Below are 24362 nucleotides of genomic sequence, written 5' to 3'. Positions count from 1 at the left end.
CCGCGGGACTGATCGTCCACGCGGTTGCGGCGAATGGCGTGCAGGTCACTCCAGGCGGCGCTCGGCGTACGCCCTGAGGTTCTCCACCTGGTCGGGGTCGAGCGACGGGCGAACCCGGCTCCTCGCCTCCGTGACGTCGTCGGCGGTGACCACCGCGGCGTTGATGTCGCGTCGCATCGCCGACAGCGCGGCCTCGCGGAGGAGCGCCGAGCAGTCGGCGGCCGAGTAGCCTTCGAGGTCGGCGGCGAGTTCGTCGAGGTCGATGTCGTCGAGCGGGACGTCCCGGCCGCTGGTGCGCAGGATGTCACCGCGGGCAGCGGCATCCGGCGGCGGCACGAAGACCAGTCGTTCGAGGCGCCCGGGTCGCAGCAGGGCCGGATCGATGAGGTCGGGGCGGTTGGTGGCGCCGAGCACCACCACGTCCTGCAGCGGTTCGACGCCGTCGAGTTCGGTGAGCAGGGATGCGACCACGCGGTCGGCGACGCCGGAATCGGTGGACTGTCCGCGACGCGGCGCGAGGGCGTCGACCTCGTCGAGGAAGATCAGCGACGGCGCCGACTCCCGGGCGCGGGCGAAGAGGTCGCGGACGGCCTTCTCCGACGAACCGACCCACTTGTCCATCAGCTCAGCACCTTTGACGGTGTGCACCGACAACTGGCCGGATGCCGCGAGTGCCCGGACGACGAAGGTCTTGCCGCACCCGGGCGGGCCGAAGAGCAGCACACCGCGGGGCGGGTCGACGCCGAGCCGGGCGAAGGTGTCGGGGTGCTGCAACGGCCACAACACGGCCTCGGTCAGCGCCTGCTTGGTCTCGACCATGTCCCCGACGTCGGCGAGCGTGATCGAGCCCAGGGCGACCTCGGGTGAGTCCGATCGCGACACCGGCCGGATCACGTCGAGCGCGCCGACGAGATCCTCGGTGCGGAGTGCGGGTTCGGACTTGCCGGCGCTGGCGCGGGTCGCGGCCCGCAGCGCGGCCTCCCGGGTGAGCGCCGCGAGGTCGCCGGCGACGAAACCGGGGGTACGCGCGGCCACCGAGTCGAGGTCGAGGTCGCCTTCGGTCGGGACCGTCGACAGGATCGCCGACAACAGCCGGGCGCGGGTCGGGGAGTCGGGCAGGCCGATGATCAGTTCGCGATCGCACAGCGACGGATCGCGTAGGCGCGAGTCGAGGCGGACCGGTTCGGCGGTGGTCGCGACGAGCGCGATGCGACCGTCGGCGATGCCCGACCGCAGCTCGTCGAGGATGAGGGTGGCGACCGGCTCGGGCTCGGACGGCAACAGTGCGTCGATGTCGGTGATGAGCAGTACCCCGCCGGTCGAGCGGGCGCGGGTGACGGCGTCGGACACCGTGCGCAGGCGGGTGTTCGGTTCGGTCGCGCCGGTCGTCGGGCCGTCGACGGCGACGAGGGTGCGCTTCGCGCAGACCGATCGCACCAGCGTCGCCTTGCCGCCACCGGCGGGCCCGGTGACCAGGACACCCAGGCGGGGTGCGGCGCCCAGGGTGCGCAGCACATCCGGTTCGTCGAGCGTGATCGCCAGCCACTCGGTGAGCTTGGTGATCTGGGAGTCGACGCCGACCAGCTCGGACACCGGACGGACCGGGACGTCGGGCTCCTCGACCGGGACGCTGCCGACGGGAGCCGGGATCGTCGGCGCAGGTGCGTCGACCGGGGCGTCGGGCACGATGCCGAGCGCACCCGGGATTCGCGGTGAACCGAGACCGGCGCGGTCGCCGAGCGGGGGCACCTCGCCGGCGGTCGTCGACCACAGCACTGCGGTGTTGGTCTGCACGCTGACGGGGGAGCCCGGATCGGTACCCGTGACGGTGAGCAGCTCGGTGGTCCAGGTGATGCCGACGGACCGGGCGAGGGCGCGCGTCGCCTCGGTGGCGGCGAGTTCGGGCCCGAGGTCGCGGGGCAGCAGCGACACCGCGTCGCCGACGGAGAGCACCTTGCCGAGCAGCGCGCGCCGGAGCGTGGATTCGGTGATGGACTGGGTGGCCAGCACCGAGCCGTTGACGACGACCCGGCTCGCGCCGTGCACGACCACCGGGGCCAGCACGACCGAGGCGTTCTCCTTGACCCCGGCATTGGAGAAGAGGATCTCGTCGAGCAGGGCGATCCCGGTCGGAGCCGACGCTTCGGTCGCCGCGACCACCGCGGCGGTCACGCGGGCGCCGGTGATCGACACGGCATCCCACTCCCGCAGCGACAACGCGGTCAGCACCTCGGGATGCACCCGGATGATGCCGCGACGCGCCTCGGCGGCGGAGGTGTTGAGCCGGGCGGTCAGGGTCAGGGACACCTGGGAGCTCATCTGGTCTCGCTTTCGGTCTCGTCCGCAACCGGTTCCGGGTTCTGAACGGCGACCGGCGCACCGGTGGGCCGGTTGAGGCCCAGCCTGCGCTGCGACTTCAGGACGGGGCGTCGTCGACGGCCGCCCGGCGCGGTCTTCGACGCCTTCCGCTGCGCACGACGTTCGGCGGGCTTCTCGTCCCAGTACTCCGGCCGAGACGCGACCCACCGACGCGAACGCCACGCGAACGGGATGTGGATCGCGTATCCGGCGATGCCGATCAACATCAGCAGGTAGGGGTAGGTCAGCAGGAGCGCGGCACCGACCGCGACGAGGACGAGCAGACCGGCGACCGCGCGCGGCGGGATCGACGCGGTCTTCAGGGAGGCCGTGGGGACGCGGCTGACGGCCAGGAACGCGACCAGGACCAGCCATCCGCCCACGGCGGGCAACGATGTCCACCAGCCCTCGCCGAACTGCTGCGCCAGACCGATCGGCAGCAGTGCACAGATGGCGGCCGCGGGCGCCGGGACGCCGACGAAGAAGTCCCTCGTGTACCCGGGTGCCTCGTCGTCGTCGAGCAGGGTGTTGAACCGGGCCAGGCGCAGCACGATCGCGCAGCAATAGATCAGTGCCAGTGCCCAGCCGAGATCCTCGCCGTCGAGCAGGAAGAAGTAGACGATCATCGCCGGCACCACGCCGAAGTTGATCGCGTCGGCCAGGGAGTCGATCTCGGCGCCGATACGGCTCGTCGCGCCCATGAGTCGGGCGACCCTGCCGTCGATGCCGTCGAGGAACGCGGCGGCCACGAGGAGACCCATGGCGACGTCGATGTCGCCGGTGGTGGCCGCGCGCATCGCCGTCAGTCCCGCGCAGATCGCCAGGATCGTCAGCGACGACGGGATGATGATGCGCCCGGCCTGCGCCTGCTTGCGGAGACGCCGCCGCTCGGGCTCCTGGGGTGTCGGGGCATGAGCCTGCGCCTGGCGTCGCGCCGACCGTGCGGTGGGGTTGCGGGTCTTCGACGTCCGGGGCCGTCGGATTCCGGGGCCGCCGGTCCGATGCGCGGCGGGTCCGTCGGGGGAGTTCGCTGCTGGGGGATTCACGGGCCGGGCCGGATCAGAGATCGAGGTAGGCGAAGGGGGTCTCGCCGCCGACGGCGCGCTGGCCGACCGACACTCGAGGAGTGGTGCCCTTCGGGAAGTAGACGTCGACCCGGGAACCGAAGCGGATCAGCCCGTACGTGTCACCGAGGCGCAGCGTGTCGCCGACCTTCGGGTCGCACACGATCCGACGGGCGACGAGCCCGGCGATCTGCACGACCGCGAGGTCGGGGCCTGGTCCTCCGCCGGTCGCCGTCGTGTGGATGGTCATCGTCGTGCGCTCGTTGTCGCGGCTGGCCTCGGGTAGATCCGCGGACAGGAAAGCGCCGGGTGTGTGCGTCACCGCGGTGACCGTACCGGCGATGGGCACGCGCTGCACGTGGACGTCGAAGATCGACAGGAAGGTCGAGACGCGGGGGAGTGGATCGGTGCCCAGGCCAGACTCGGCCGGCGGGACCGCCTCGTCGACGAGCGCGATCGTGCCGTCGGCGGGTGCGACGACCACGCCCGGCTCGGTCGGCGGGATGCGGCCGGGGTGTCGGAAGAACGCGGCGCAGGCGCCGGCGGTGAGGGCCGCGGGTCGCGCGATCCAGCGGTGGCGGCGTCCGAGGAGCGCGACCGCCGCGGGGGCGGCGACGAACGGGATGCCGGCCGGGTGGATCGGTGGGATGGTCTCGCGGGCCAGGTCAAGGAAATGGGCGACACGGCCGGTGTTGCCCTGGTCGTCCGGACGCGGACGTCTGGCCACGATCTACCTCCTGTTGTGCCCGGTGCGGGCGCACTCGATGAACCTCACGCACCCACGGTGTCGGGTGCGACTGGAGTCCAGCTTAGAGCTCAGCGCAGGACGAGCACGTCGACCGGAGACCCGGCGGCCAGACCGTCGGCCTCGGTGGGCACGTCGATCAACGCATCGGCCTCGGCGAGAAAACGCAGGTGATGCGACGCGGGTGGGCCGATCGGGTCGACGACGAAGCCCGATCCGCCTTCGTCCGTCCGGAGGACTCCGCGCAGGAACTGCCTTTTGCCCTGCGGTGAGCGGATGTCGGCACCCAGACGCGCGGTCACACGAGGTCGCACGGCCGGCAACCCCATCGCGGCTCGGAGCGCGGGACGGATGAAGACCTCGAAGGACACCAGGGCGCTGACCGGGTTGCCCGGCAGTGTGATGATCGGCACGGTGGGCCCGGGTGACCCGTCGGGCTTCGCGGACGCGGTGTGATGGCCGCACCCCTGCGGCATGCCGGGTTGCATCGCGACCTTCACGAACTCGACGGAACCCGTGGCCGACAGCGACTCCTTCACGACCTCGAAGGCGCCCGCGCTGACACCGCCGGAGGTGATGATCAGGTCTGCCTCGTCGGCGACCTCGTCGAGCCGCGCGAGGAAGTCGTCGGTGTTGTCCGGCACGAAGTGCACGTGCCGTCCGCGCGCCCCGGCCTCGATGGCGGCGGCGGTGAGCATCGCCCCGTTGGATTCGTAGATCTGGCCGTGCTGCAACGGTTTTCCGGGTTCGACGAGTTCCGACCCGGTGGACAGGACCACGACGCGCAGCGGTCGGGCGACGGTGACCTCGGCGATCCCGAGCGCGGCGAGCAGCCCGACCTGCGGCGCCCCGACCACGGTGCCGGCGGACAGCGCCCGTGCTCCCTGTCCGATGTCGGAACCCGCGCGCCGGATGTGCTTTCCGGACTCGACCGGTGCCGTGAACGTGACCGTCTCGGCGGCCGCGACCGGGCCGATCACCGCGTCGGTCAGTTCCACCGGCACGACGGCGTCGGCACCGCCCGGCATCGGGGCGCCGGTCATGATCCGGTGCGCGGTGCCGGGTGTGAGGGTGAGGGCGTCGGTGCGTCCGGCCGGGATGTCCGCGGCGACGGGCAGTGTGACGGGGGAGTCGGGGCCGGCGGCCGCGAGATCCGCGGCGAGGACGGCGAATCCGTCCATCGCGGAGTTGTCGAAACCGGGCAGCGACAGCGGTGCTTCGACGTCGGTGAGCGTCGCCGTGCCCAGCGCGTCGGGGACGGGCAGCCGGACGGGGACGGGAGAGCCGAACAGGGCCGAGACGACGGCCTGATGCTCTGCGACGGTACGCATGCGCTCAGGATGCCAGGTGGGTGGGCAAGCCTCGTCGGGGTACCCGGTTCGGGGGATGCCTGCACTGCGTCGCCTGGGACCGGGGACTACATTCGTGCCCATGGCATTGGGTCTGCTTCTCGACATCGACGGGGTGATGGTCACCTCGTGGAAGGCTCTGCCCGGCGCGGTGGAGGCCGTCTCCCGCCTCGCCGACCGGGACATCCCGCGGATGTTCCTGACCAACACCACCTCGCGCTCGCGCAACGAGATCGCGGAGTTGTTGAACGACTGCGGTTTCTCCGTCGACGCCGACGAGATCCTGACGGCCGCCAAGCTCACCGCCGAGTACGTGAGTTCCACGTACCCGGGCAAGCGGGTGTGGGTTCTCAACCAGGGGCCGATCGCCGAGGACATGACCGAGGTCGAACTCACCGACGACCCGGCGGACGCCGAGGTCGTGGTGCTCGGCGGCGCCGGTTCGGTGTTCACCCACGACTCTCTGTCGAAGGTGCTCGAGATGCTGCTCGACGGCGTACCGGTCATCGCCATGCACCGCTCGATGACGTGGTCGACGGCCGATGGACTGTCCATCGACACCGGGGTGTACCTCGAGGGGCTCGAGAAGGCGTCGGGCAAGAAGATCAAGGCGATCGGCAAGCCGTCGCCGCTCGGATTCCGGGCCGCCACAGACAGGTTGGGTCTCGAACCGACTCAGGTGGTCATGGTCGGCGACGACATGCACAACGACGTCCTGGGCGCGCAGGCGTCGGCCCTCATCGGCGTGCTGGTACGTACCGGCAAGTTCCGCGAGGAGGGGCTGAATGCGCTTGCGCGTGACGAGTTCGGGCCCTACCCGGACCACGTCATCGACTCGGTCGCCGACCTCCCCGAACTGATCGACAAGATCAGCGGAACCTGACCGGGGTGACGGAGGCGATCAGACGCGGTCGAGCTGACTCTCCGCTGCGCGCTTGATCCTGCCGAGCGTCTCGGCCATGCCGAGCTTGAGTTCGACCTCGAAGGACTCGGTGCCGCCCATGAACTTGTCGACGAGGAACGACGACACCTTGGTGGTCGAGCCGTTCACCTCGCGACGCTCGGTCACGGTGACGCCCGAGCCGTTCGGTGTGATGGTGTAGCTCCAGACGGTGTGGTTCTCCGCCACGCGGAAGGCGATCTCCTGATTCGGCGTGAAGCGCACGACCTTGGAGGTGGTCGGCCACACCAGCGGGCCCCGGCGGTTGATGTTGACGGTCTTGGTCCCCAACCCGACAGAGCCGCCGCGGATGATCATCTTCTTGCACTGCGGGCTCCACTCGCCCATGCGCTTGAGATCGGAGATCACCGACCACACCTTCTCGGCGGGTGCGTCGATGTCGATGGATTCCTCGATGAGTGCTGCGGTCATGGTCGCCAACAGTATGGGCTTGTTGGCGCACCGTCAATAGGCTGTTGGCGGACCGTCAATAAGGGTCCGAGTGTCGGAAAACAGCTCAGACCAGCAGGGTCATGCCGATGACGGCGCCGATACCGACGAAGACCGCGGCGGTGATCCAGCCGGCAGGATGCTCGTCGTTCTCGAGCAGCAACGTGCCCAGCTTGCCGGGGTGAGCCAGTCGATGAGCACGAACGACCACATCATCACGGCGATCGTCAGGATCACGTAGGCGACGGTGTAGAGGAGTGCGCGCCACAGTGCGAGGAGTTCGGTGTCGATGACCGAACAGACCAGGACGATCGCCAGCCCGATGACCATCGACGTGGTGAGGATGACCGCGTTGCGGTTGTGGGCGATCCACACCAGCTGCCGCAGCCGGCCGGGGGTCACGAGGTCGAGCGCCACGAATCCGACGACGAGCAGGGCGATTCCGACGAGGCTGAACGAAGCCCCCGCGGCCAGGTTGTCACGCAGCAGTTCCATCCGAGTCCCTCTCCGTCACCGAGTCGTGCTGAGGAAACAGTATCGGTGGGTGGGGTCGGAGTGCGTCGCGCTGCCCGACGCGTGTCTGCGCAGGGCGGATCGCCCTCGCTCCCTGAGGTGCGAGCGCAGCTCACCACTCGCTCCCTGAGGTGCGAGCGCAGCTCACCACTCGCTCCCTGAGGTGCGAGCGCAGCGAGCCACGAAGGGCTGGCGACAAATCCTCACCAGGCCTTCGTGGCTCGTCGCTTGCGCTCCTCGCTCCTCAGGCAGCGATGGAAGCGCTCCTCACGCCTCAGGCAGCGATGGAAGCGCTTCTCGCTCCTCAGGCAGCGATGGAAGCGCTCCTCGCTCCTCGGGCAGCGATTGAAGTGCCTCAGGGAGCGAGGAGATGTGTCAGCCGACGCTGAGCATGTCGTAGGACGCGAGGTCCTTCGACAGCTTGGTGACGTGTGCGTCCGCGTCACCGAGGGTGTGGCTGATCGCGGTCAGCCGGCTCACGTAGTGCGCGATCGGGTATTCGGCGGTCATGCCGATACCGCCGTGCATCTGGATGGCCTCCTGGCCGATGAGGCGTGCAGAGCGAACGGTCTGCAGCTTCACCCGCGACGCGATGGCGGCGTCGGCGATGCCGTCGGCAAGTGCGGTCGTCGCGTACAGCACCAGGCTGCGCGCGAGTTCGAGCTGGACGTACATGTCCGCGGCGCGATGGGTGAGCGCCTGGAAGGTGGCCAGCGGGACACCGAACTGCTTGCGCGACTTGAGGTATTCGACGGTCAGCTCGAGGCTGCGTTCCATGGCGCCCTGCGCCTCGGCGCACAGCGCGGTCTGGATGCCGATCTCCGCGTTGGCGATGAGCTCCGACGCGTCGCCGCTGCCGAGTCGGGTGGCCTTGGCGTCGTTGAAGGTGAACTCGGCGCCGCGTCGGCGATCATGCGTGCGGTACGCCGTGCGGACGACGCCCTCGGCGTCGGCGTCGATGAGGAACAGGCCCACCTCGTCGGCGACGCGTGCCGAGACGATCAGCTTGTGTGCGCAGTCGCCGTGTCCGACAAGGGTCTTGGTGCCGTTGAGCACGCCGTCGGCGGTCGCGCTGGTCGCCACCGCGGCCACCGGCCAGCGGTCGCCGGGCTCGTTGTGTGCGAAGGCCATGAGCAGCTCACCGGAGGCGAGGCCACCGCGCAGCTCGGCGCGGGTCGCGTCGTCGGCGGCCTCGAGCAGCGAGCCGGGAACGAGAACCGAATCCAGGTAGGGCTCGGGTGCCAGGGCGCGACCGAGTTCGGTCATCACACTGGTGAACTCGACGGGTCCGGCGTCCATGCCGCCCTCGGACTCGGGGAAGGTCAGGCCCAGGATGCCGATCTCCGCGAGCGACTTCCACACCTTCTCGCTCCAGCCGAGATCGGTGTCGGTCACCTTGCGGAGGGTCTCCACGTCGTAGGTCTTGGTGAGGACCTCGCGCACGGTGTCGCGCAACATCCCCTGTTCTTCGGAAAGCTCGAAATCCATTGTTGTCCTTGGTCTGTAAGTCGAAAAGTGAGGTCAGCGGGGCCGGCGGTCAGAGACCGAGGACCGCCTTGTCGATGATCTGGCGCTGGACCTCGGAGGAGCCGCCGTAGATCGAGACCTTGCGGTAGTTGAGGTAGGTCGGAGCGGCGAGCTGGGCCCACTCGGGTGCGGTGACCTCAGCGCTTCCGTTCGCCGCGTCGACGTTGACCTCGGCGACCGGGAGCGAGTCCGGGCCGGCGATGTCGGCGATGAGCTCCATCGCGGCCTGCTGCAGCTGGCTGCCCTTGAGCTTCAGCAGCGACGACGCCGGGTTCGGCTTGCCGTCGGCCGACGACGCGGCGACACGGAGCTGGGTGATCTCCAGGGCGAGGAGCTCGTTCTCCAGTTCGGCCAGACGGGTGGCGAACAGCGGGTCGTCGAGCAGGGTGCCGTTGGCGGTCCGGGTCGACTTGGCGAGTTCCTTGGCGCGGGCCAGCTTCGACTTGGTGTAGCCGACGCGGGCAATGCCGTTGCGCTCGTTGCCGAGCAGGAACTTGGCCTGGGTCCAGCCGCTGTTCTCCTCGCCGACCATGTTCTCGACGGGCACGCGGACGTCGTTGAAGAAGACCTCGTTGACCTCGTAGCTGCCGTCGATGAGCTGGATCGGGCGCAGTTCGATGCCGGGGGTGTCCATCGGGATCAGGAACATGCTGATGCCGGCCTGCTTCTTCACATCCGGGTTGGTCCGGGCGAGCAGGAAGATCCAGTCGGCGAACTGGCCGAGCGTCGTCCAGGTCTTCTGGCCGTTGATGACGTAGTGGTCGCCGTCGAGGACCGCGCGGGTCTTGAGCGAGGCGAGGTCGGAGCCGGCCTCGGGCTCGGAGAAGCCCTGGCACCACCAGATGTCGAGGTTGGCGGTCTTGGGGAGGAATTTCTCCTTCATCTCCTGCGACCCGAACTGCGCGATGACCGGACCGATCATGCTCACGTTGAACGGCAGCGGGTCGGGGACGAACGCGAGGCTCATCTCTTCGCGGTAGATGTGGTGCTGGATCGGGGTCCAGTCCTTGCCGCCCCATTCGATCGGCCAGCTCGGGGTCAGCACACCGTGCTCGTTGAGCACGCGCGATGCGGTCACGATGTCGTCGGGGTAGCTGAGGTTGCCCTCTTCGTTCCGCTTGCGGAGGTCCTCGGGGACCTTTGCGAAGATGCCGCGCAGTTCCTCGCGGAACGCCTCTTCCTCCGGACTGAACTTCAGGTGCATGGGTTCTTCTCTACTCCTGTCGGGGGTTGCCGGGTGTTCGGCGACACCAATCGCGGACCGCCTACCTGGGAAGACCCTGGAAGACTGCCGCTGACTAAGCGCTTGCTTAGTGATATGTTGCACTATGCCGCGCCGCGAGGGCGGTGTCAATCGGCAGGTTAGGTGCCTGGTCGCCGAGTGTTTCTTGGGGGTGAACGTGGTCTCGTCAACCGAACCGACGACCCGGGTACAGCCGGTCGCGGCCCGGGAGCGGCTGCTGCTCGCCGCGGTCGAGGCGTTCGCCGCGAAGGGCTTCAACGCCACGACGACCCGCGACATCGCCAACGGGGCGCAGATGAGTTCGGCGGCGGTCTATGTGCACTTCCGGTCCAAGGAGGAGCTCCTCTTCGAGCTCTCCGATGCCGGGCATCGACGCATCATGGGCATGATCGACGAGGTCGATGATCCGTCGTCGCCGCCGGGCGAGCGGCTGGAGACCGTCATCGGCGCGTTCACCGAGCATCACGCGCGTGAGCACGTTCGCGCTCGTGTCGTGAACTACGAACTCGCGTCCCTCGCACCCGAACATCTCGAGACGGTGATGGAGCTGCGTCGGGCGATCACCCGGCGGGTGCGGGCGATCGTCGATGCGGGCATCGAGAACGGCGACTTCGACGTCACCGACTCGCAGGCGACCACCAACGCCATGCTGTCGATGGGTATCGACGTCGCGCGGTGGTATCGCGCCGAGAACTCGCTCCCGCCCGAGGCGATGGGGGAGTTCTACGCGCAGCTGGCCACCCGGATGGTCGGTTCGCGGGGCCGGGACTAGGCAGTCAGGATTCGCCGGCCGGAACCGGTTGCGGTGTTGCGATCTCGTCGACTGCGGCCGTGGTGGTTTCGGCTCTGACCGCCGCCCGTCGCATGGCGACCGCGAGTACGGCGCCGAACACGGCGACGGCGAGGACGTAGCCGACATAGCCGATGACGGTCGCGCGAAGACCGATGTGGGACACGACGACTCCCGCGATCACCGCCGGCACGCTGAACGCCAGGTAACTCGCGACGAACACCGACGAGAAGACCTGTCCGCGCTGGGCGGGTGGCGTCGCGGCGGTGATGTTGTCCATCGCGCTGAGGAAGGTCGCCGCCCATCCGGAACCGGCCACGATCGAACCGAGGATGTAGAGCGGCAGGGCCTCGGTCAGCACACCGGACAACGAGATCAGCACGCCCGCAGCGAGGGTCGGGTAGCCGAAGGCCTGCTTGACGGTCGCGGGTCGTCCCGTGATGAACAGCGACGTGATCGTCGCGCACGCGAAGAACGTGAACAGGATGAGCCCGGCCTCGCCGTGGTTGGTGACACCGAAGACCCGTGCGACGACGGATGATCCGAGCGACAGATACAGACCGCCGAGGGACCAGGTGGCGATGAGAGTGGGCACCGCGGCGAAGAACACGGGGCGGACGCCGCGCGGCACGCGGACCTGCGGGGCAAGGGTGATCGCGAGGTGGCGGCGTGAGGTGAAACCCACGCGCTCGCGGGTCTCGGGAACTGCGAGCAGCGCGGCGAGGAGAACGGCGAAGAGACCGAGGATGATCTCGTAGACCAGGATTCGGGGCGCGGGCGCGTATTCGACGAGCAGGCCCGCGACACCGACACCGGTGGCGAGCCCGAATGCCGGTGCGGCGCCGATGATCGTCGAACCGAGTCGCGCGGTGGGCTGGAGATCGACGGTGGTCGCGGTCAAGGTGCCCATCGCGGCGCCGGTGGCCAGGCCCTGCAGTGCGCGGGCGGCGAGGAGCGTACCCACGTCCTGGGCCACGACGAACAGCACCATGCTGGCGATCAGCAACACGAGCGCGACCGCGAGCACCGGGCGTCGGCCGATGTGGTCGGACAGTGACCCGACCGTCAGGAGACTCACCAGCATCGTTACCACGTAGACCGCGAAGACCAGGGTCAACGTCAGTGCCGAGAACCCCCAGAGTTCCTGGTAGATCGGGTACAGCGGCGATGGCGCGGCGGAGGCGAAGAGGACCATCACGTAGGTGGCCGCGATCAGCCAGAACGCGCGGTGGGGATGTAGCGGTGCCATGTCGTCTCCTTAACGCAAACTGAGTTGCATTAACGATGACGGTAGTCCCGGTCCGACCCCAAAAGCAATCAGTTTTGCAATAATGGCCGCATGGCTATGGGAAGCGCAACGTCGCGGACGGATTCCGCGGAGGCGGCTCCCCGCGCGAAGCGGCCCGGTGGTCGGAGCGCGCGGGTGCAGTCGGCGGTGTACGCCGCGGTCGGCCAGCTGGTGGGTGCGGGTCGGCGCGAGACGATGACGATCCCGGAGGTCGCCGACCTCGCCGGTGTGAACCCGACCAGCATCTATCGCAGGTGGGGATCGATCGACGTCCTCCTGGGCGAGGTGGCGGTGGCCGCGCTGACCCAGGGCGAGCCGCTGCCCGACACCGGGGTGCTGCGCGACGACGTCGCGGAGTGGGCACGGGTGATCGCCGCCGACATCGGCAGGCCGAAGCGTCGCGCCTACCTGCGTGCGATGGTCGCGGCACGTGACGGCGTCGTCGAGGTGTGTCCGTGCTGGGAGATCCGCCGCGAGCAGGCGGAGGAGATGATCGCGCGGGCCCGCGAGCGCGGGGAGTCGGCGCCGTCGGTACGGCAGCTCCTCGATCATGTGATCGCACCGCTGTACCACCACGCGGTGTTCGGGCTCGCCGTCGACGACGAGTATGTCGCCGAGTTGATCGACGATGTCGTCTCGATGTTCTCGCCCCGGGGACCTGCCTGAGGGGGATAGGGTCCGGGCATGAAGAAGGTTCACGCGTTCAACGACGACGCACTCGGTGACCGCGACGCCGTCGGCATCGCTGCCGCCATCGCCGCCCGGGAGATCTCGGCGGCCGAGGCGGTCGAAGCGGCCCTCGCACGCATCGACGCCGTCAATCCGCAGCTGAACGCGATCGCCTTCGACGATCGCGAACGAGCACGGAAACGCTCCGTGGACAACGACTTCCCGCTGGGATCGTTCGCCGGGGTGCCGTCGATCATCAAGAACAACACCGACTTCGCGGGTCTGCCCACCTGTCACGGTTCGGCTGCGGTGGCCCCGAACCCGGCTGCGGCGAACGAGGCGTTCACCAACCAGTTCCTGGCGACGGGGGTCAACTTCGTCGGGGCGTCGAACATGCCGGCCTTCGGGCTGACCGCGACGACCGAGTACGTCGATCGCGAGCCGACACGCAACCCGTGGGACACCGACTTCTCCGCCGGCGGCTCCTCCGGCGGGTCGGCGGCGCTCGTGGCGGCGGGCGCGCTACCGATCGCGCATGCCAACGACGGTGGCGGATCCATCCGGATCCCCGCTGCGGCATGCGGTCTGGTGGGGCTCAAGCCGACCCGCGGTCGTACCGCGCCGGCGAAGCAGACCGAGGATGCCCCGATCGACCTGGTGTGCAACGGGATCGTGAGCCGCTCGGTGCGTGACACCGCACGATTCCTCGACGACACCCAGGGGTTCCGCCCCGCGCCCGGCCTGCCGCCGGTCGGCCTCGTCGAGGGGCCCGGCGCCAAGCGTCTGCGGATCGCGCTGATCACCGAACCGATCACCGGGCAACTGCTCGACCGCGACACCCAGCGGTGTGTCACCGAGGTCGCCGAACTCGTCGAATCCCTCGGCCACCGAACGGAAATGGTGCCGCTGCCGGTCGATCGTGCGTACATCCGGCAGTTCATCGACTACTGGTCGTTGCTGGCCTTTGCTCTGGATCGAACTGGTAAGCGCCTGCACGACAAGGGTTTCGATCGAAAGAAGCTGGACTCGTTCACCCGCGGCCTGTCGCGGAACGCCCTGCGCCACTTCTACCGCATGCCGTCGTCGATCCGCGGACTCCGGCGTTCCACCGCCGCGTTCCGCTCACTCCACGACCAGTTCGACGTGATCCTGTCGCCGACACTCGCGCACCTGCCCCCGGAGATCGGATACCTCGATCCGGGCATCGATTTCGCCGAGGCGATGGATCGGCTGACCCGGTACGTCGCGTTCACGCCCGCCAACAACACGTCCGGCACACCGGCCATCAGTCTGCCGCTGGGACAGTCGAAGTCGGGGCTGCCCGTCGGCATCCAGTTTTCCGCGGATCTGGGTGACGAGCGGACGCTGCTGGAGTTGGCGTTCGAGCTCGAGGCGGCCCGGCCGTTCGCGCGGATCCAGGACGCCTGACCGAAGCCCTCCGCTGACAAACCCACCCCTTTTCGGCAAAATCACCACCTCGGAGGGTGGTGATTCTGCCGAAAAGGGGTGGGTTTGCCGAGAAGGCTAGTGCTGCACTGCCTTCTCCGCGCCGATGCCGGTGAGGGAGCGGACCTCCATCTCCGCGTTGCGTTCCGGTGTTCCGTTGTCGGACGGGCTCGTCAGGGTGCCGACGATGCCGAGGACGAAGGCCAGCGGGATGGAGACGATGCCGGGGTTGGCCAGCGGGAACCAGGCGAAGTCGGCGCCGGGGATCATCGCGGTCGACGACCCGGAGACGGCCGGCGAGAAGATGATCAGCACGATCGTGGAGATCAGGCCGCCGTACATGCTCCACAGGGCACCGCGGGTGTTGAACCGCTTCCAGTAGAGCGAGTACACGATCGTCGGCAGGTTCGCCGCCGCGGCGATGGCGAAGGCCAGTGCCACCAGGAAGGCGATGTTCTGACCGTTGGCGAGGATGCCGAGGACGATGCCGAGCACGCCGAGCACGACGACGGTGTAGCGCGAGACGCGGACCTGATCGTCCTCACTCACCTTGTTGCGCTTGATGACCGACGCATAGATGTCGTGGGCGAAGGACGCCGATGCGGTGATCGCCAGGCCGGCGACGACGGCGAGGATCGTGGCGAAGGCGACCGCCGAGATGATGCCCAGGAGCACCACGCCGCCGATCTCGAACGCCAGCAGCGGTGCCGCCGCGTTCTGTCCGCCGGCGGCGGCGAGGATCTTGTCCGGACCGACCAGAGCGGCTGCGCCGTAACCGAGAACCAAGGTGAAGAGGTAGAAGGCGCCGATGAGTGCGATCGCCCAGACCACCGACTTACGAGCCTCTTTCGCGGTCGGCACGGTGTAGAAGCGCATCAGCACGTGCGGCAGGCCCGCGGTGCCGAGGACCAGCGCGATGGCCAGCGAGAGGAAGTTGATCTTGGACTCCAGCGAACCGCCGTACTGTGCGCCGGGAGCGAGAACGTCACGGGAGGCGACCTTTTCGCTGCTCGAGCTGCTGATGGCGTCCTGCGCGGCGCCGAGGATCGACGACAGGTTCATGCCGAACTTGGCGAGCACGATGAAGGTCATGACCGCCGCGCCGCTGATGAGCAGCACCGCCTTGATGATCTGCACCCAGGTGGTGCCCTTCATGCCGCCGATGAGGACGTAGACGATCATCAGTGCGCCGACCACGGCGATCACGATCGACTGGCCCACGCGGCCCTCGATGTCGAGGAGCAGGGCCACGAGGCCGCCGGCGCCGGCCATCTGGGCCAGCAGGTAGAACAGCGAGACCGCGAGGGTCGAGATGGCGGCGGCGAGACGGACCGGTCGCTGCTTCAGGCGGAAGCTGAGAACGTCGGCCATCGTGAACTTGCCTGTGTTGCGCAGCAATTCGGCGACGAGCAGCAGGGCCACGAGCCAGGCGACGAGGAAGCCGATCGAGTACAGGAAGCCGTCGTAGCCGTAGACCGCGATGGCACCGGCGATACCGAGGAAGCTGGCCGCCGACAGGTAGTCGCCGGCGATGGCGATACCGTTCTGCGGCCCGGAGAAGCCGCGGCCGCCGGTGAAGAAGTCCGCGGCGGAGTTGTTGTTCTTGCTCGCCCGGATGACGATGTACATCGTGACCGCCACGAACGCGGCGAAGATCGCGATGTTGGCGGCCGGGCTGCCGACGGTGGCGGCGAGCGTGGTGGTGTGGACGGAGGTGTTCACAGCGACGGACCGCCTTCCATCTCGTTGCGGATGGCCTCGGCGCGCGGGTCGAGTTCGCGGTTCGCGAAGCGCACGTAGAGACCGGTGATGACGAACGTGGTCACGAACTGCAGCAGGCCGAGGATCAGGCCGAGGTTGATGTTGCCCCAGACCTGGATCGACATGAAGTCATGCGCGAACGCGCCGAGCAGCACGTAGAGCGCGTACCAGATCAGGAAGAACGCGGTCATCGGGAAGATGAACTTGCGCAGCCGCGTCTTCAGTTCCTGGAACTGCGGGCTGTTCTGCATTTCGATGAATTGCTCGCCCGTCGGCGCATGCGGTGGTGCCGCTGCTGGTTGGTCGATGTTCGACACGCTGTCCTCCAAGGTGATGGGGCCGCGGTGGCGGAACCCCACTGTGATGGCTCTTCGGGGAACAGCCTTGTTGAGGCCCAGATCACACCGCAATCAGGTGGCGTGGGTCACACGCCGAAGGTCGCCGTCTGTGCGACGGGCGGTCGATCAGATCCGACGAACGGTGAACGGTCAGGCGTCGGGCAGACGATCGACGCCCATCCCGACGCGTTCGGGAACGTGCATTCGCGCGAAGGTGCGGGCGAGGTCGCCGGGCAACCGTCGTCGGGTTGCGAGGCTGACCAGCACCATCGTGCCGAAGGCGACCGGCACGGTGACCGCGCCCGGATAGCCGACGAGGGCGGCAGGCCAGCCGCCGAGGACGTCGTCGTCGATCACGCCGGCGATGGCGAGCGACGCCGCCGAACCCGACGACACCCCGCCGACGATCAGACCGGCGATCGCGCCGGTCGCGGTGAGGCCGCGCCACCAGATCCCCAGCACGAGCAGCGGGCACAGCGTCGACGCGGCGACCGCGAACACCAGTCCGACGGTCCGGGACAGTTCCAGCGATCCCGCCGCCAGCGACAGTGCGATCGGGATGGCGCCGCCGATGACCGCGGCCATGCGGAAGTCGCGGACACGCCCGCGGAAGACGTCCGTCGCCAGGGCCCCGGCCACCGATACGAGCAGACCCGACGACGTGGCGAGGAATGCCGCGATGGCACCGGCTGCCACCAGGGCCGCGAGGATCTGACCGGCCAGGCCGCCGATGGCCGCGCTCGGAAGAAGAAGGACCGCGGCGTCGGAGGTCCCGGTGATGAGCAGTTCGGGCACGTAGAGCCGCGCGAACACGCCGAGCAGGACGGGGAACAGATAGAACAGTGACAGCAGGGCGATCGCCGCGAGCGCCGTCCGACGTGCCGATCGGCCATCGGGGTTCGTGTAGAAGCGCACCAGGACGTGCGGCAGCCCCATCACGCCGAGAAAGGTGGCCAGGATCAGTGAGAGCACCTGGAACAGCGGATGGCGACCGCCGAAGCCGCCGCCGGGCGTGACCCAGTCGGACCCGTGCACCGGGGCTCCCGCGACCACCGGCGTGGCGGCACCGGCGTCGAGGTAGATGACGGAGTCGGCGGAGATGACGTGACCGCCGGGGGCCGGGATCGGGGCGTCGACGACAGCGGCTCCGTCGAGCGTGCCGGTGACGCGCACGCCTTTGGTCTCGGCGACGGTGACCGACACGTCGGTGGTGACGTCGACGGTGGTGGCCGTCGTGACCCGCGGCGGCGCCGGTTCGCCCACGTGCGTCGGATCGTTGGCGAACACCCCGATCAGCACCAGGGCGGGAATCGCGATGGCGGTCAGCTTGAGCCAGTACTGGAATGCCTGCACGAAGGTGATCGACCGCATCCCGCCACCGACGACGTTGACGATCACGATGAGCCCGACGCCGACCGCGCCGGTCCACACCGGGGCGCCCAACAGGATGTTGAGAGTGAGTCCCGCGCCCTGGAACTGGGGGATGAGGTACAGCACGCAGACCACGACCACGACCACCATCGCGGTCTTGCGCACGGTGGCGGAGGCGAGCCGGAACTCGGCGAAGTCGGGCACGGTGTAGGCGCCGGAACGACGCAGCGGCGCCGCGACGAACAACAGGAGGCCGAGATAGCCTGCGGTGAAACCCACCGGGTACCAGAGGGCGTCGGCGCCGTACTTCGCGACGAGCCCGGCCACGCCGAGAAACGATGCCGCCGAGAGGTATTCGCCGGACACCGCGGCGGCATTCCACCGTGAGCCGACGGTGCGCGAGGCCACCAGGAAATCCGACGTGGTGCGCGAGAACCGTCCGCCCCAGGCGCCGACGGCGATCGTGGCGATCGCCGCGGCGAACAGTCCCACGGCGGTCAGTACGTCGGTCCCGGTCATGGGCCGCCCGGTTCGCCGGGGTCGTCGTCGACGAGTTTCATGAAGTCGCGCTCGGCGTTCTCGGCGAGTCTCACGAACAGGAGCCCGGTCAGGTACAGGACGGGGTAGGCGAGGAGTCCGAGGACGATCCATGTGATCCGGATACCGAAGACGGTCGTCTCGGCCACGCTCGGGAACAGCACGGCGAGCAGGGGAATGGCCACCACGACGACCAGCAGGCTCCCGCCGAGGCGCAGCGCCAGCCCGAGCTGGGCTCGCATCAGGCCGCGCACCAGCGCGTCACCGACCTCGGTCTGTTCCTGGACCTCCACCCGGGTGCGGACCATCCGCGCGCCGCGTCGTGACGCCAGGACGACCCGTTCGCGCTGCGGCGGGTTCTCAGGCATCGTCGCGGACGGCGGGGGAACGATACTGGCGCAGCGGGTCTCGGACGAGCCGGTCCTTCAGTTCACGGACCTGGCGTCGGCTGACGGGCAGTTCCACCGCTTCCGACGCCCCGTTCGCGCGGATGCTGACGACGGTCCCGCCCCCGGTGGCCCGTAGGCCGGTCACCATCGGCAAGGCCACCAGATAGGAACGGTGAACACGGGCGAATCCCTTTTCCTGCCAGCGCGACTCGAGGGTCGAGAGCGGTATCCGGACCAGGTGGGCGCCCGATTCGGCGTGCAACCGGGCATAGTCGCCGACGGCTTCGACCCACGAGATCGACTCGCGACGGACCAACGAGGTCACCCCGCTCATCTCGACCGGGATCACGTCGTCGGAGGGAGTGCGGGGATCGCCCTGCGCGGGGTAGGAGCCTTCTCGGCGGGCTTCGTGCGGGCGTCGAGGACGGCGCGGACGCGTCCGATCGCCTGGGTGAGCCGCTCCTCGCGCAGCGGTTTCAGCAGATAGTCGACGGCCCCGACCTCGAAAGCGCGGACCGCCTTGTCCTCGTGCGCGGTGACGAACACGATCGCCGGTGGTTGCGCGTACCTGGCGAGGACGCCGGCGAGCTCGAGCCCCGAGAGGCCCGGCATGTTGATGTCGAGGAAGATCGCGCCGATCCGGCCGGAGTTGAGCTCGCGCAGCGCGCCGGTCGCGTCGGTCGCCGCGTGCACCTCGGCGACGTCCTCCTGCCGGTCGAGGAGGTATCGGAGCTCGTCGAGAGCAGGGGGTTCGTCGTCGACCGCGAGCACCACCAGCCCGGACATCCATCACCTCCCGACTGACTGCGCCTGACGCGCGACGACGGACACGAGGATCGTACCGCGTGGGCCGCGTCACAGATCGGAACAGCCCGCAGCGTGTGACACCCGATTCGCGAGAATTCGGAAAAAGTCCGGTCGGCCGGGTGGGCCGCCGAGCGGTCTCGCTACCCTGTCCACGGCCATCCCGACGTCAGACGGACTCACCGAGGAAGTCGCTGCCCAGCGTCGCCTCGATGCGTTGGACGCAAGATAGGAAGAAAGTCACTGTGTTCTCCCGGTTCAAACCCAAGAACGATCTCTTCTACGGATTGTTCACGTCCTCGGCCCAGTGCCTGGCGGATGGGACCAAGACCCTCACCGGCCTGCTGGAGCCCGAACCGGACTTCGAGGGAATCGCGCGCCGGATGGTCGACCTCGAACACGACTGCGACCGCATCACGCACGAGATGTTCCGCACGGTCAACTCGAGCTTCATCACGCCGTTCGACCGATCCGACATCTACGTCCTCGGTTCGAGCCTCGACGACGTCATGGACCACATCGAGGCGGCGACCCACCTCATGGCCCTCTACGGCGTCACCGAGCTCCCGCAGCACCTGCGGGAGATGATCGAGATCCTCGACACCTCCGCGAGCGTCACCGCCGACGCGATGCCGCGACTGGCCGGGATGAAAGACCTGGAGCGGTACTGGATCGAGATCAACGCGCTCGAGAACCGGGCCGATCACACGTACCGGACGTTCCTCGCGTACCTGTTCGACGGGCACCTCGACGCGCTGACGGTGATGAAGCTCAAGGACGTCGCCGACGAACTCGAGGATGCGGCGGATTCCTTCGAGAAGGTCGCCAACATCGTCGAGACCATCGTCCTCAAGGAGTCGTGACACACCTGTGTTCGCACTTCTCGTGGTGATCGGCCTTGCCATGGCCTTCACGTTCACCAACGGTTTCCACGACTCTGCCAATGCGATCGCGACCTCGGTGTCGACCCGTGCCCTGACGCTGCGCGCGGCACTGGCGATGGCCGCCGTCGGCAATCTGATCGGCTCCTTCTTCGGTGCCAAGGTGGCCAGTACGGTCGGCTCGGGCATCATCGACCTCAAGGCGGGCCCGGACGCGCTGTTGCTCGTCGGATGTGCCCTCGTGGGAGCGATCACCTGGAACCTCATCACGTGGTGGTTCGGCCTCCCGTCGTCCTCGTCGCATGCGCTCATCGGCGGCATGGTGGGTGCGGCCCTGGTCGCCGGGGTCACCGTGCTCTGGTCCGGCGTCGTGGAGAAGATCCTGCTGCCGATGGTGCTCTCCCCGCTCGCCGGATTCCTGCTGGGCGCGGCGGCGATGCTGGCGATCATGTGGCTTTTCCGCAATGCGTCGCCGGCGATCACCGGCCGCCGGTTCCGGCATGCGCAGACGGTGTCAGCCGCCATGATGGCCTTCGGTCACGGTATGCAGGACGCCGCCAAGACGATGGGCATCGTGGTCCTCGCACTCGTCGTCGCGGGCTACCAGGACGATTATTCGATCCCGCTGTGGTGCTTCCTGCTGACGGCCGTGGTCCTGGCCATCGGCACCGCCACGGGCGGTATGCGGATCATGCGCACCCTCGGGCGCAAGATCATCGAACTGGACCCGCCGCAGGGCTTCGCCGCCGAAGCGACGGCCGCTTCGGTGCTCTACGTCGCCTCGGCCGGCCTGGGCGCACCCATCTCGACCACCCACGTGATCTCCTCGGCGATCATGGGCGTCGGATCGACCAAGCGCACGAGCGCCGTGCGGTGGGGTACCGCAGGGAACATGGCCGCCGCCTGGGTGACCACCTTCCCGGCCGCCGCTGTGTTCGCGGCCGTGACGTTCCTGGCGGCGAAGGCGGCCTTCTAGCGCTTCGCAGGCTCCGGGGTCAGGCTCGGATGCCGGCCCGGAACTTCGGCACCCGGATGCCGACCTTGGTGCCCGCGCCGACGGCCGTCTCGACCACCAGTCCGTAGTCGTTGCCGAAGGCCGCGCGGAGGCGATGGTCGACGTTGGTGAGCCCGACGTGGGCGCCCTCGCTGTGGTCGAGGGCGTCGAGCGCGCCGGTGCGCAGGAGTTCGGGGTCCATGCCGACGCCGTCGTCCTCGACCGTGATCACGCAGTCGGCCCCCTCGTCGGCCGCGGTGATCGTGATGGTGCCACCGCCCTTCGACGCCAGTCCGTGGCGGACCGCGTTCTCCACGAGCGGCTGCAGCGCCAGGAACGGTACGACGACGTTCAGGACCTCCGGCGCGACATGGAGTTTCACGTCGAGTGAGTTGCCGAACCGGGCACGTTCGAGGGTCAGGTAGCGGTCGATGTTGCGCAGTTCGTCTGCCAGGACCGTGTATTCGCCGCTCGCGCGGAACGAGTAGCGGGTGAAGTCGGCGAAGTCGAGCACGAGTTCACGGGCGCGGTCGGGGTCGGTGCGGACGAACGAGGCGATCGTGTTGAGGGCGTTGTAGATGAAATGCGGGCTGATCTGCGCGCGCAGCGCGAGCACCTCGGCCCGGTCCAGTCGGGCGCGCGAGGCGTCGAGTTCGGCCAGTTCGATCTGACTCGACACGTAACGGGCGACCTCGGCGACGGCGCCGAGCATGCCCGGACCCGGACGGCGGGTCGTGGCGACCACGAGGACACCGACATTGACGTCGCCGGCGAGGAGCGGCTGTGCGACCAGCGCCCGCACCGGTGACTCCGCCCCGCACGGATCGGACACCAGGACCCGACGCTGATCGCCCTTCGCCGACGCGGCGGCCCTGGCGGCTTCCCGCAGCATGTCGGGATCCCAGATCGCGTCGTCGTCCGGGTCGTGGGCGAGTCGGCGCGGCTCGTCGTCGAAGAGGGCGACGGCCTCGGCCGAGGTCAGCGTCCGCAGGTGCGGAAGGGCTTCCCGTGCGGACTCCTCCGACAGTCCGGTGCGCAGCGACCGCGCTGCCAGCGACGCGGTGTGCAGGGCCATGTGCACCGCACGTTCGGTGGGCGTGGTGACCTGGCGACGTGTCCGGACCAGCGTGACCAGCCCGAGGACCATGATCAGCAGCAGGATCGATCCGACGATCGCGACTTCGCTCGACATGTCGCCAACCCTAGTTGGCACGGTGAACCGCCAGGGGTGCCTCAGACGCCTTCGTCCGACACCGGCAACCGGAACGTCCTGAGCCGAGTGTCGCGAATCGTGTTGCGGTGCGCAACGTTATGCGACTTCTGTGAGGAGGGCGTTCAGTAGGTGGCCCACTCGCCCTGCGCGTAACGCAGGATCCGCGGGTCCATCAGGGTCGACGGCGGCAGGTCGAGTGGCCGGCGGTCGAGAGGGAAGACCGTCGCCGCGGTCAGCTGTTCGGCACTCAGGAAACGCAGGGCCCCGGGGGCGTTCACGGTCGGGTTGATCGGACCGCCGGTGCCGGCGAGGTGAAAACCCCAGTCGCCGAACGCCGGAACATCGACGTGGTAAGGCGTCGCGGCCAGGCCGGCCTCGCGCAGGGTCGAGGCGATGCACCAGAACGACTTCGGTGCGAAGTACGGCGAGCCCGCCTGCACCACCACGCGGCCGTCGTCGGCGAGGTGTGCGCGAACGAGCCCGTAGAACTCGGTGGAATACAGCTTGGCGGTGGCCGAGTCGTCCGGGTCCGGCATGTCGACGATGATCACGTCGAAGCGCCGGTCGGTCTGGCGTAGCCAGCTGAACGCGTCGGCGGTCACCACCTCCGCCCGCCGGTCGGTCATCGACCCCTGATTGAGCGAGGTCAGGCGAGGATCGGTCCGGGCCAGCCGGATCATCTCCGGGTCGAGTTCGACGAGGGTCACGTCCTGCGCATCGGGGTACCGCAGTACTTCGCGCAGCGCGAGGCCGTCGCCACCGCCGAGGACGAGTACCGACGAATGCGCACCCGACATCGCCGGATGGACGAGAGCCTCGTGATAGCGGTGCTCGTCGACGGAGGAGAACTGCAGGTCGCCGTTGAGGTAGAGCCGGGTGTCGGGGCCTGCGCCGGTGGACTTCTCGGTGATCACGATGTCCTGGTACGCACTGCGCGCGGCGGCCACGATCGGGTCGCGGTAGAGCGCCTGCCGTGCCGTCACCTCGAACCGGGCCGACAACAGCAGGCCGGCGACGAGCGCCGCGACCACCGCCAGCGCCCCGGCGGACAGCAGGACGAGGTGGCTGCGGCTCAACGACTTCCGGAAGATGACGAAGACCAGGAAGCAACCGGCCGCGGCATTGACGAGCCCGACGACGAGGGCCCCGCGGAGCTGACCGAACAACGGGAGCAACAGGAACGGGAAGCAGAGGCCGCCGATCAGGGCGCCGATGTAGTCGACGGCGAACATGTCCGCGACCGCGGCACCCGGCTCCTGGCGGCGGATTCGTTGCAGGAGCACCATCAGCAGCGGGATCTCCGCCCCGATGAGGACGCCGAGGACGAACGCCACCACGATGAGTGCCGGCGTGTAGAGCTCCAGGTAGGCGAAGGCGGCATAGAGCGCCATCACCGACAGGCCGCCCAGCAGTGCCAGCAACAACTCGATGACCGCGAAGGCGGTGACCGACTGGGGCTGTAGCGGTTTCGCGGCGAGCGAGCCGACGCCCATCGCGAACACCATCACCGCGAGGACGATCGATGCCTGTGTCGCGGTGTTGCCGATCAGGAAGGAACCCAGGGACACCAGCGCGAGCTCGTACACCAGACCGCAGGCGGCGCAGACGAACACCACGGCCAGCAGGGCGGACCGCGCGAATCGTGGTCGTGCGGAGAGCGGTTCGGTCGCGGTGTCGGTGAGTGTCACAGGA

Annotated in this window: 20 protein-coding genes and 2 pseudogenes; 6 read left to right on the top strand and 16 right to left on the bottom strand. The window is 68.6% G+C overall.

Features of this window, described 5'->3' with window-relative positions; genetic code table 11:
• Nucleotides 1-45: 45 nt before the first annotated feature.
• The 4 genes from BLU62_RS20450 to moeA all read right to left on the bottom strand — a co-directional run bounded on the left by BLU62_RS20450 (nucleotide 46) and on the right by moeA (nucleotide 5498).
• On the bottom strand, nucleotides 46-2319 hold the full coding sequence (locus BLU62_RS20450) for an AAA family ATPase (protein WP_074851823.1): 2274 nt from the start codon (nucleotides 2317-2319) through the stop codon (nucleotides 46-48).
• On the bottom strand, nucleotides 2316-3404 hold the full coding sequence (locus BLU62_RS20445; RefSeq protein WP_074851822.1) for a CDP-alcohol phosphatidyltransferase family protein: 1089 nt from the start codon (nucleotides 3402-3404) through the stop codon (nucleotides 2316-2318). Before BLU62_RS20445 ends, BLU62_RS20450 begins: the two co-directional genes overlap by 4 nt.
• Before the next feature lie 13 nt (nucleotides 3405-3417).
• Nucleotides 3418-4149 (bottom strand): phosphatidylserine decarboxylase, encoded by a 732-nt coding sequence (locus BLU62_RS20440; protein ID WP_074851821.1) that lies wholly within the window; start codon nucleotides 4147-4149, stop codon nucleotides 3418-3420.
• 89 nt (nucleotides 4150-4238) lie between these two features.
• On the bottom strand, nucleotides 4239-5498 hold the full coding sequence (gene moeA / locus BLU62_RS20435) for a molybdopterin molybdotransferase MoeA (protein ID WP_074851820.1): 1260 nt from the start codon (nucleotides 5496-5498) through the stop codon (nucleotides 4239-4241).
• A gap of 100 nt (nucleotides 5499-5598) precedes the next feature.
• Between moeA and BLU62_RS20430 the strand changes: the two genes are divergently transcribed.
• Nucleotides 5599-6399 carry an HAD-IIA family hydrolase gene (locus tag BLU62_RS20430; RefSeq protein ID WP_074851819.1) on the top strand — a complete coding sequence of 267 codons (801 nt, stop codon included), beginning with the start codon at nucleotides 5599-5601 and terminating at the stop codon, nucleotides 6397-6399.
• Nucleotides 6400-6417: 18 nt separating this feature from the next.
• Here the strand turns inward: BLU62_RS20430 and BLU62_RS20425 are convergent, their stop codons facing one another.
• The 4 genes and pseudogenes from BLU62_RS20425 to BLU62_RS20410 form a co-directional block, all read right to left on the bottom strand.
• Complete coding sequence (locus tag BLU62_RS20425; protein ID WP_074851818.1) at nucleotides 6418-6888, bottom strand: SRPBCC family protein; 471 nt, start codon at nucleotides 6886-6888, stop codon at nucleotides 6418-6420.
• Nucleotides 6889-6973: 85 nt separating this feature from the next.
• A pseudogene (locus BLU62_RS20420) lies at nucleotides 6974-7401 on the bottom strand (DUF350 domain-containing protein).
• Between the two features lie 393 nt (nucleotides 7402-7794).
• Nucleotides 7795-8907, bottom strand: a complete 1113-nt coding sequence (locus BLU62_RS20415) for an acyl-CoA dehydrogenase family protein (protein WP_074851816.1) — start codon at nucleotides 8905-8907, stop codon at nucleotides 7795-7797.
• Nucleotides 8908-8956: 49 nt separating this feature from the next.
• On the bottom strand, nucleotides 8957-10150 hold the full coding sequence (locus tag BLU62_RS20410; protein WP_074851814.1) for an acyl-CoA dehydrogenase family protein: 1194 nt from the start codon (nucleotides 10148-10150) through the stop codon (nucleotides 8957-8959).
• A 124-nt stretch (nucleotides 10151-10274) separates the two neighbouring features.
• Here BLU62_RS20410 and BLU62_RS20405 point away from each other — a divergent pair, with 124 nt between their 5' ends.
• Nucleotides 10275-10961, top strand: a complete 687-nt coding sequence (locus BLU62_RS20405; protein ID WP_244278273.1) for a TetR/AcrR family transcriptional regulator — start codon at nucleotides 10275-10277, stop codon at nucleotides 10959-10961.
• A gap of 4 nt (nucleotides 10962-10965) precedes the next feature.
• On the opposite strand, the gene BLU62_RS20400 is transcribed toward BLU62_RS20405, so the two are convergent.
• Nucleotides 10966-12228, bottom strand: coding sequence for an MFS transporter (locus tag BLU62_RS20400; RefSeq protein WP_074851810.1), 1263 nt, complete (start codon nucleotides 12226-12228; stop codon nucleotides 10966-10968).
• A 90-nt stretch (nucleotides 12229-12318) separates the two neighbouring features.
• Between BLU62_RS20400 and BLU62_RS20395 the strand changes: the two genes are divergently transcribed.
• Together BLU62_RS20395 and BLU62_RS20390 are read left to right on the top strand one after the other, a co-directional pair.
• A complete protein-coding gene (locus BLU62_RS20395) occupies nucleotides 12319-12933 on the top strand; it encodes a TetR/AcrR family transcriptional regulator (RefSeq protein ID WP_074851808.1) in 615 nt (204 codons plus the stop codon).
• A gap of 18 nt (nucleotides 12934-12951) precedes the next feature.
• Entirely contained in the window at nucleotides 12952-14364 is a 1413-nt protein-coding gene (locus BLU62_RS20390) for an amidase (protein ID WP_074851806.1), read from the top strand.
• Between the two features lie 96 nt (nucleotides 14365-14460).
• On the opposite strand, the gene BLU62_RS20385 is transcribed toward BLU62_RS20390, so the two are convergent.
• The 5 genes and pseudogenes from BLU62_RS20385 to BLU62_RS20365 all read right to left on the bottom strand — a co-directional run bounded on the left by BLU62_RS20385 (nucleotide 14461) and on the right by BLU62_RS20365 (nucleotide 19564).
• On the bottom strand, nucleotides 14461-16104 hold the full coding sequence (locus tag BLU62_RS20385; protein WP_074851802.1) for a solute symporter family protein: 1644 nt from the start codon (nucleotides 16102-16104) through the stop codon (nucleotides 14461-14463).
• Nucleotides 16101-16460, bottom strand: a complete 360-nt coding sequence (locus tag BLU62_RS20380; protein ID WP_074853047.1) for a DUF485 domain-containing protein — start codon at nucleotides 16458-16460, stop codon at nucleotides 16101-16103. Before BLU62_RS20380 ends, BLU62_RS20385 begins: the two co-directional genes overlap by 4 nt.
• 171 nt (nucleotides 16461-16631) lie before the next feature.
• Nucleotides 16632-18371 (bottom strand): sodium/solute symporter, encoded by a 1740-nt coding sequence (locus BLU62_RS20375; RefSeq protein ID WP_074851800.1) that lies wholly within the window; start codon nucleotides 18369-18371, stop codon nucleotides 16632-16634.
• Nucleotides 18368-18757 carry a DUF485 domain-containing protein gene (locus BLU62_RS20370; RefSeq protein ID WP_074851798.1) on the bottom strand — a complete coding sequence of 130 codons (390 nt, stop codon included), beginning with the start codon at nucleotides 18755-18757 and terminating at the stop codon, nucleotides 18368-18370. The genes BLU62_RS20375 and BLU62_RS20370 overlap by 4 nt, the downstream gene beginning before the upstream one ends.
• Nucleotides 18750-19564 (bottom strand): annotated as a pseudogene (locus BLU62_RS20365) (LytR/AlgR family response regulator transcription factor). The gene BLU62_RS20370 and the pseudogene BLU62_RS20365 overlap by 8 nt, the downstream one beginning before the upstream one ends.
• Before the next feature lie 263 nt (nucleotides 19565-19827).
• Between BLU62_RS20365 and BLU62_RS20360 the strand changes: the two are divergent.
• Together BLU62_RS20360 and BLU62_RS20355 are read left to right on the top strand one after the other, a co-directional pair.
• Nucleotides 19828-20445: a DUF47 domain-containing protein gene (locus BLU62_RS20360; protein WP_006358077.1), complete on the top strand. Its 618-nt coding sequence runs from the start codon at nucleotides 19828-19830 to the stop codon at nucleotides 20443-20445.
• A 7-nt stretch (nucleotides 20446-20452) separates the two neighbouring features.
• On the top strand, nucleotides 20453-21439 hold the full coding sequence (locus BLU62_RS20355; RefSeq protein WP_084811840.1) for an inorganic phosphate transporter: 987 nt from the start codon (nucleotides 20453-20455) through the stop codon (nucleotides 21437-21439).
• A 19-nt stretch (nucleotides 21440-21458) separates the two neighbouring features.
• Here BLU62_RS20355 and BLU62_RS20350 read toward each other — a convergent pair whose 3' ends face one another.
• Together BLU62_RS20350 and BLU62_RS20345 are read right to left on the bottom strand one after the other, a co-directional pair.
• Nucleotides 21459-22649, bottom strand: a complete 1191-nt coding sequence (locus BLU62_RS20350) for a sensor histidine kinase (protein ID WP_074851796.1) — start codon at nucleotides 22647-22649, stop codon at nucleotides 21459-21461.
• A gap of 143 nt (nucleotides 22650-22792) precedes the next feature.
• Complete coding sequence (locus tag BLU62_RS20345; protein ID WP_074851795.1) at nucleotides 22793-24358, bottom strand: polyamine aminopropyltransferase; 1566 nt, start codon at nucleotides 24356-24358, stop codon at nucleotides 22793-22795.
• Nucleotides 24359-24362 lie beyond the last annotated feature (4 nt).

This window comes from Gordonia westfalica (genome assembly GCF_900105725.1).
Taxonomy (GTDB): Bacteria; Actinomycetota; Actinomycetes; order Mycobacteriales; family Mycobacteriaceae; genus Gordonia; species Gordonia westfalica.
This window is presented reverse-complemented; position numbering and strand designations above follow the sequence as displayed.

What these genes read in the sequence shown, in the direction of transcription:
- BLU62_RS20450 (WP_074851823.1), bottom strand. Translation starts at nt 2,319, where the DNA reads ATGAGCTCCCAGGTGTCCCTGACCCTGACCGCCCGGCTCAACACCTCC.
- moeA (WP_074851820.1), bottom strand. Translation starts at nt 5,498, where the DNA reads ATGCGTACCGTCGCAGAGCATCAGGCCGTCGTCTCGGCCCTGTTCGGC.
- BLU62_RS20430 (WP_074851819.1), top strand. Translation starts at nt 5,599, where the DNA reads ATGGCATTGGGTCTGCTTCTCGACATCGACGGGGTGATGGTCACCTCG.
- BLU62_RS20425 (WP_074851818.1), bottom strand. Translation starts at nt 6,888, where the DNA reads ATGACCGCAGCACTCATCGAGGAATCCATCGACATCGACGCACCCGCC.
- BLU62_RS20415 (WP_074851816.1), bottom strand. Translation starts at nt 8,907, where the DNA reads ATGGATTTCGAGCTTTCCGAAGAACAGGGGATGTTGCGCGACACCGTG.
- BLU62_RS20410 (WP_074851814.1), bottom strand. Translation starts at nt 10,150, where the DNA reads ATGCACCTGAAGTTCAGTCCGGAGGAAGAGGCGTTCCGCGAGGAACTG.
- BLU62_RS20405 (WP_244278273.1), top strand. Translation starts at nt 10,275, where the DNA reads ATGCCGCGCCGCGAGGGCGGTGTCAATCGGCAGGTTAGGTGCCTGGTC.
- BLU62_RS20400 (WP_074851810.1), bottom strand. Translation starts at nt 12,228, where the DNA reads ATGGCACCGCTACATCCCCACCGCGCGTTCTGGCTGATCGCGGCCACC.
- BLU62_RS20395 (WP_074851808.1), top strand. Translation starts at nt 12,319, where the DNA reads ATGGCTATGGGAAGCGCAACGTCGCGGACGGATTCCGCGGAGGCGGCT.
- BLU62_RS20390 (WP_074851806.1), top strand. Translation starts at nt 12,952, where the DNA reads ATGAAGAAGGTTCACGCGTTCAACGACGACGCACTCGGTGACCGCGAC.
- BLU62_RS20375 (WP_074851800.1), bottom strand. Translation starts at nt 18,371, where the DNA reads ATGACCGGGACCGACGTACTGACCGCCGTGGGACTGTTCGCCGCGGCG.
- BLU62_RS20370 (WP_074851798.1), bottom strand. Translation starts at nt 18,757, where the DNA reads ATGCCTGAGAACCCGCCGCAGCGCGAACGGGTCGTCCTGGCGTCACGA.
- BLU62_RS20350 (WP_074851796.1), bottom strand. Translation starts at nt 22,649, where the DNA reads ATGTCGAGCGAAGTCGCGATCGTCGGATCGATCCTGCTGCTGATCATG.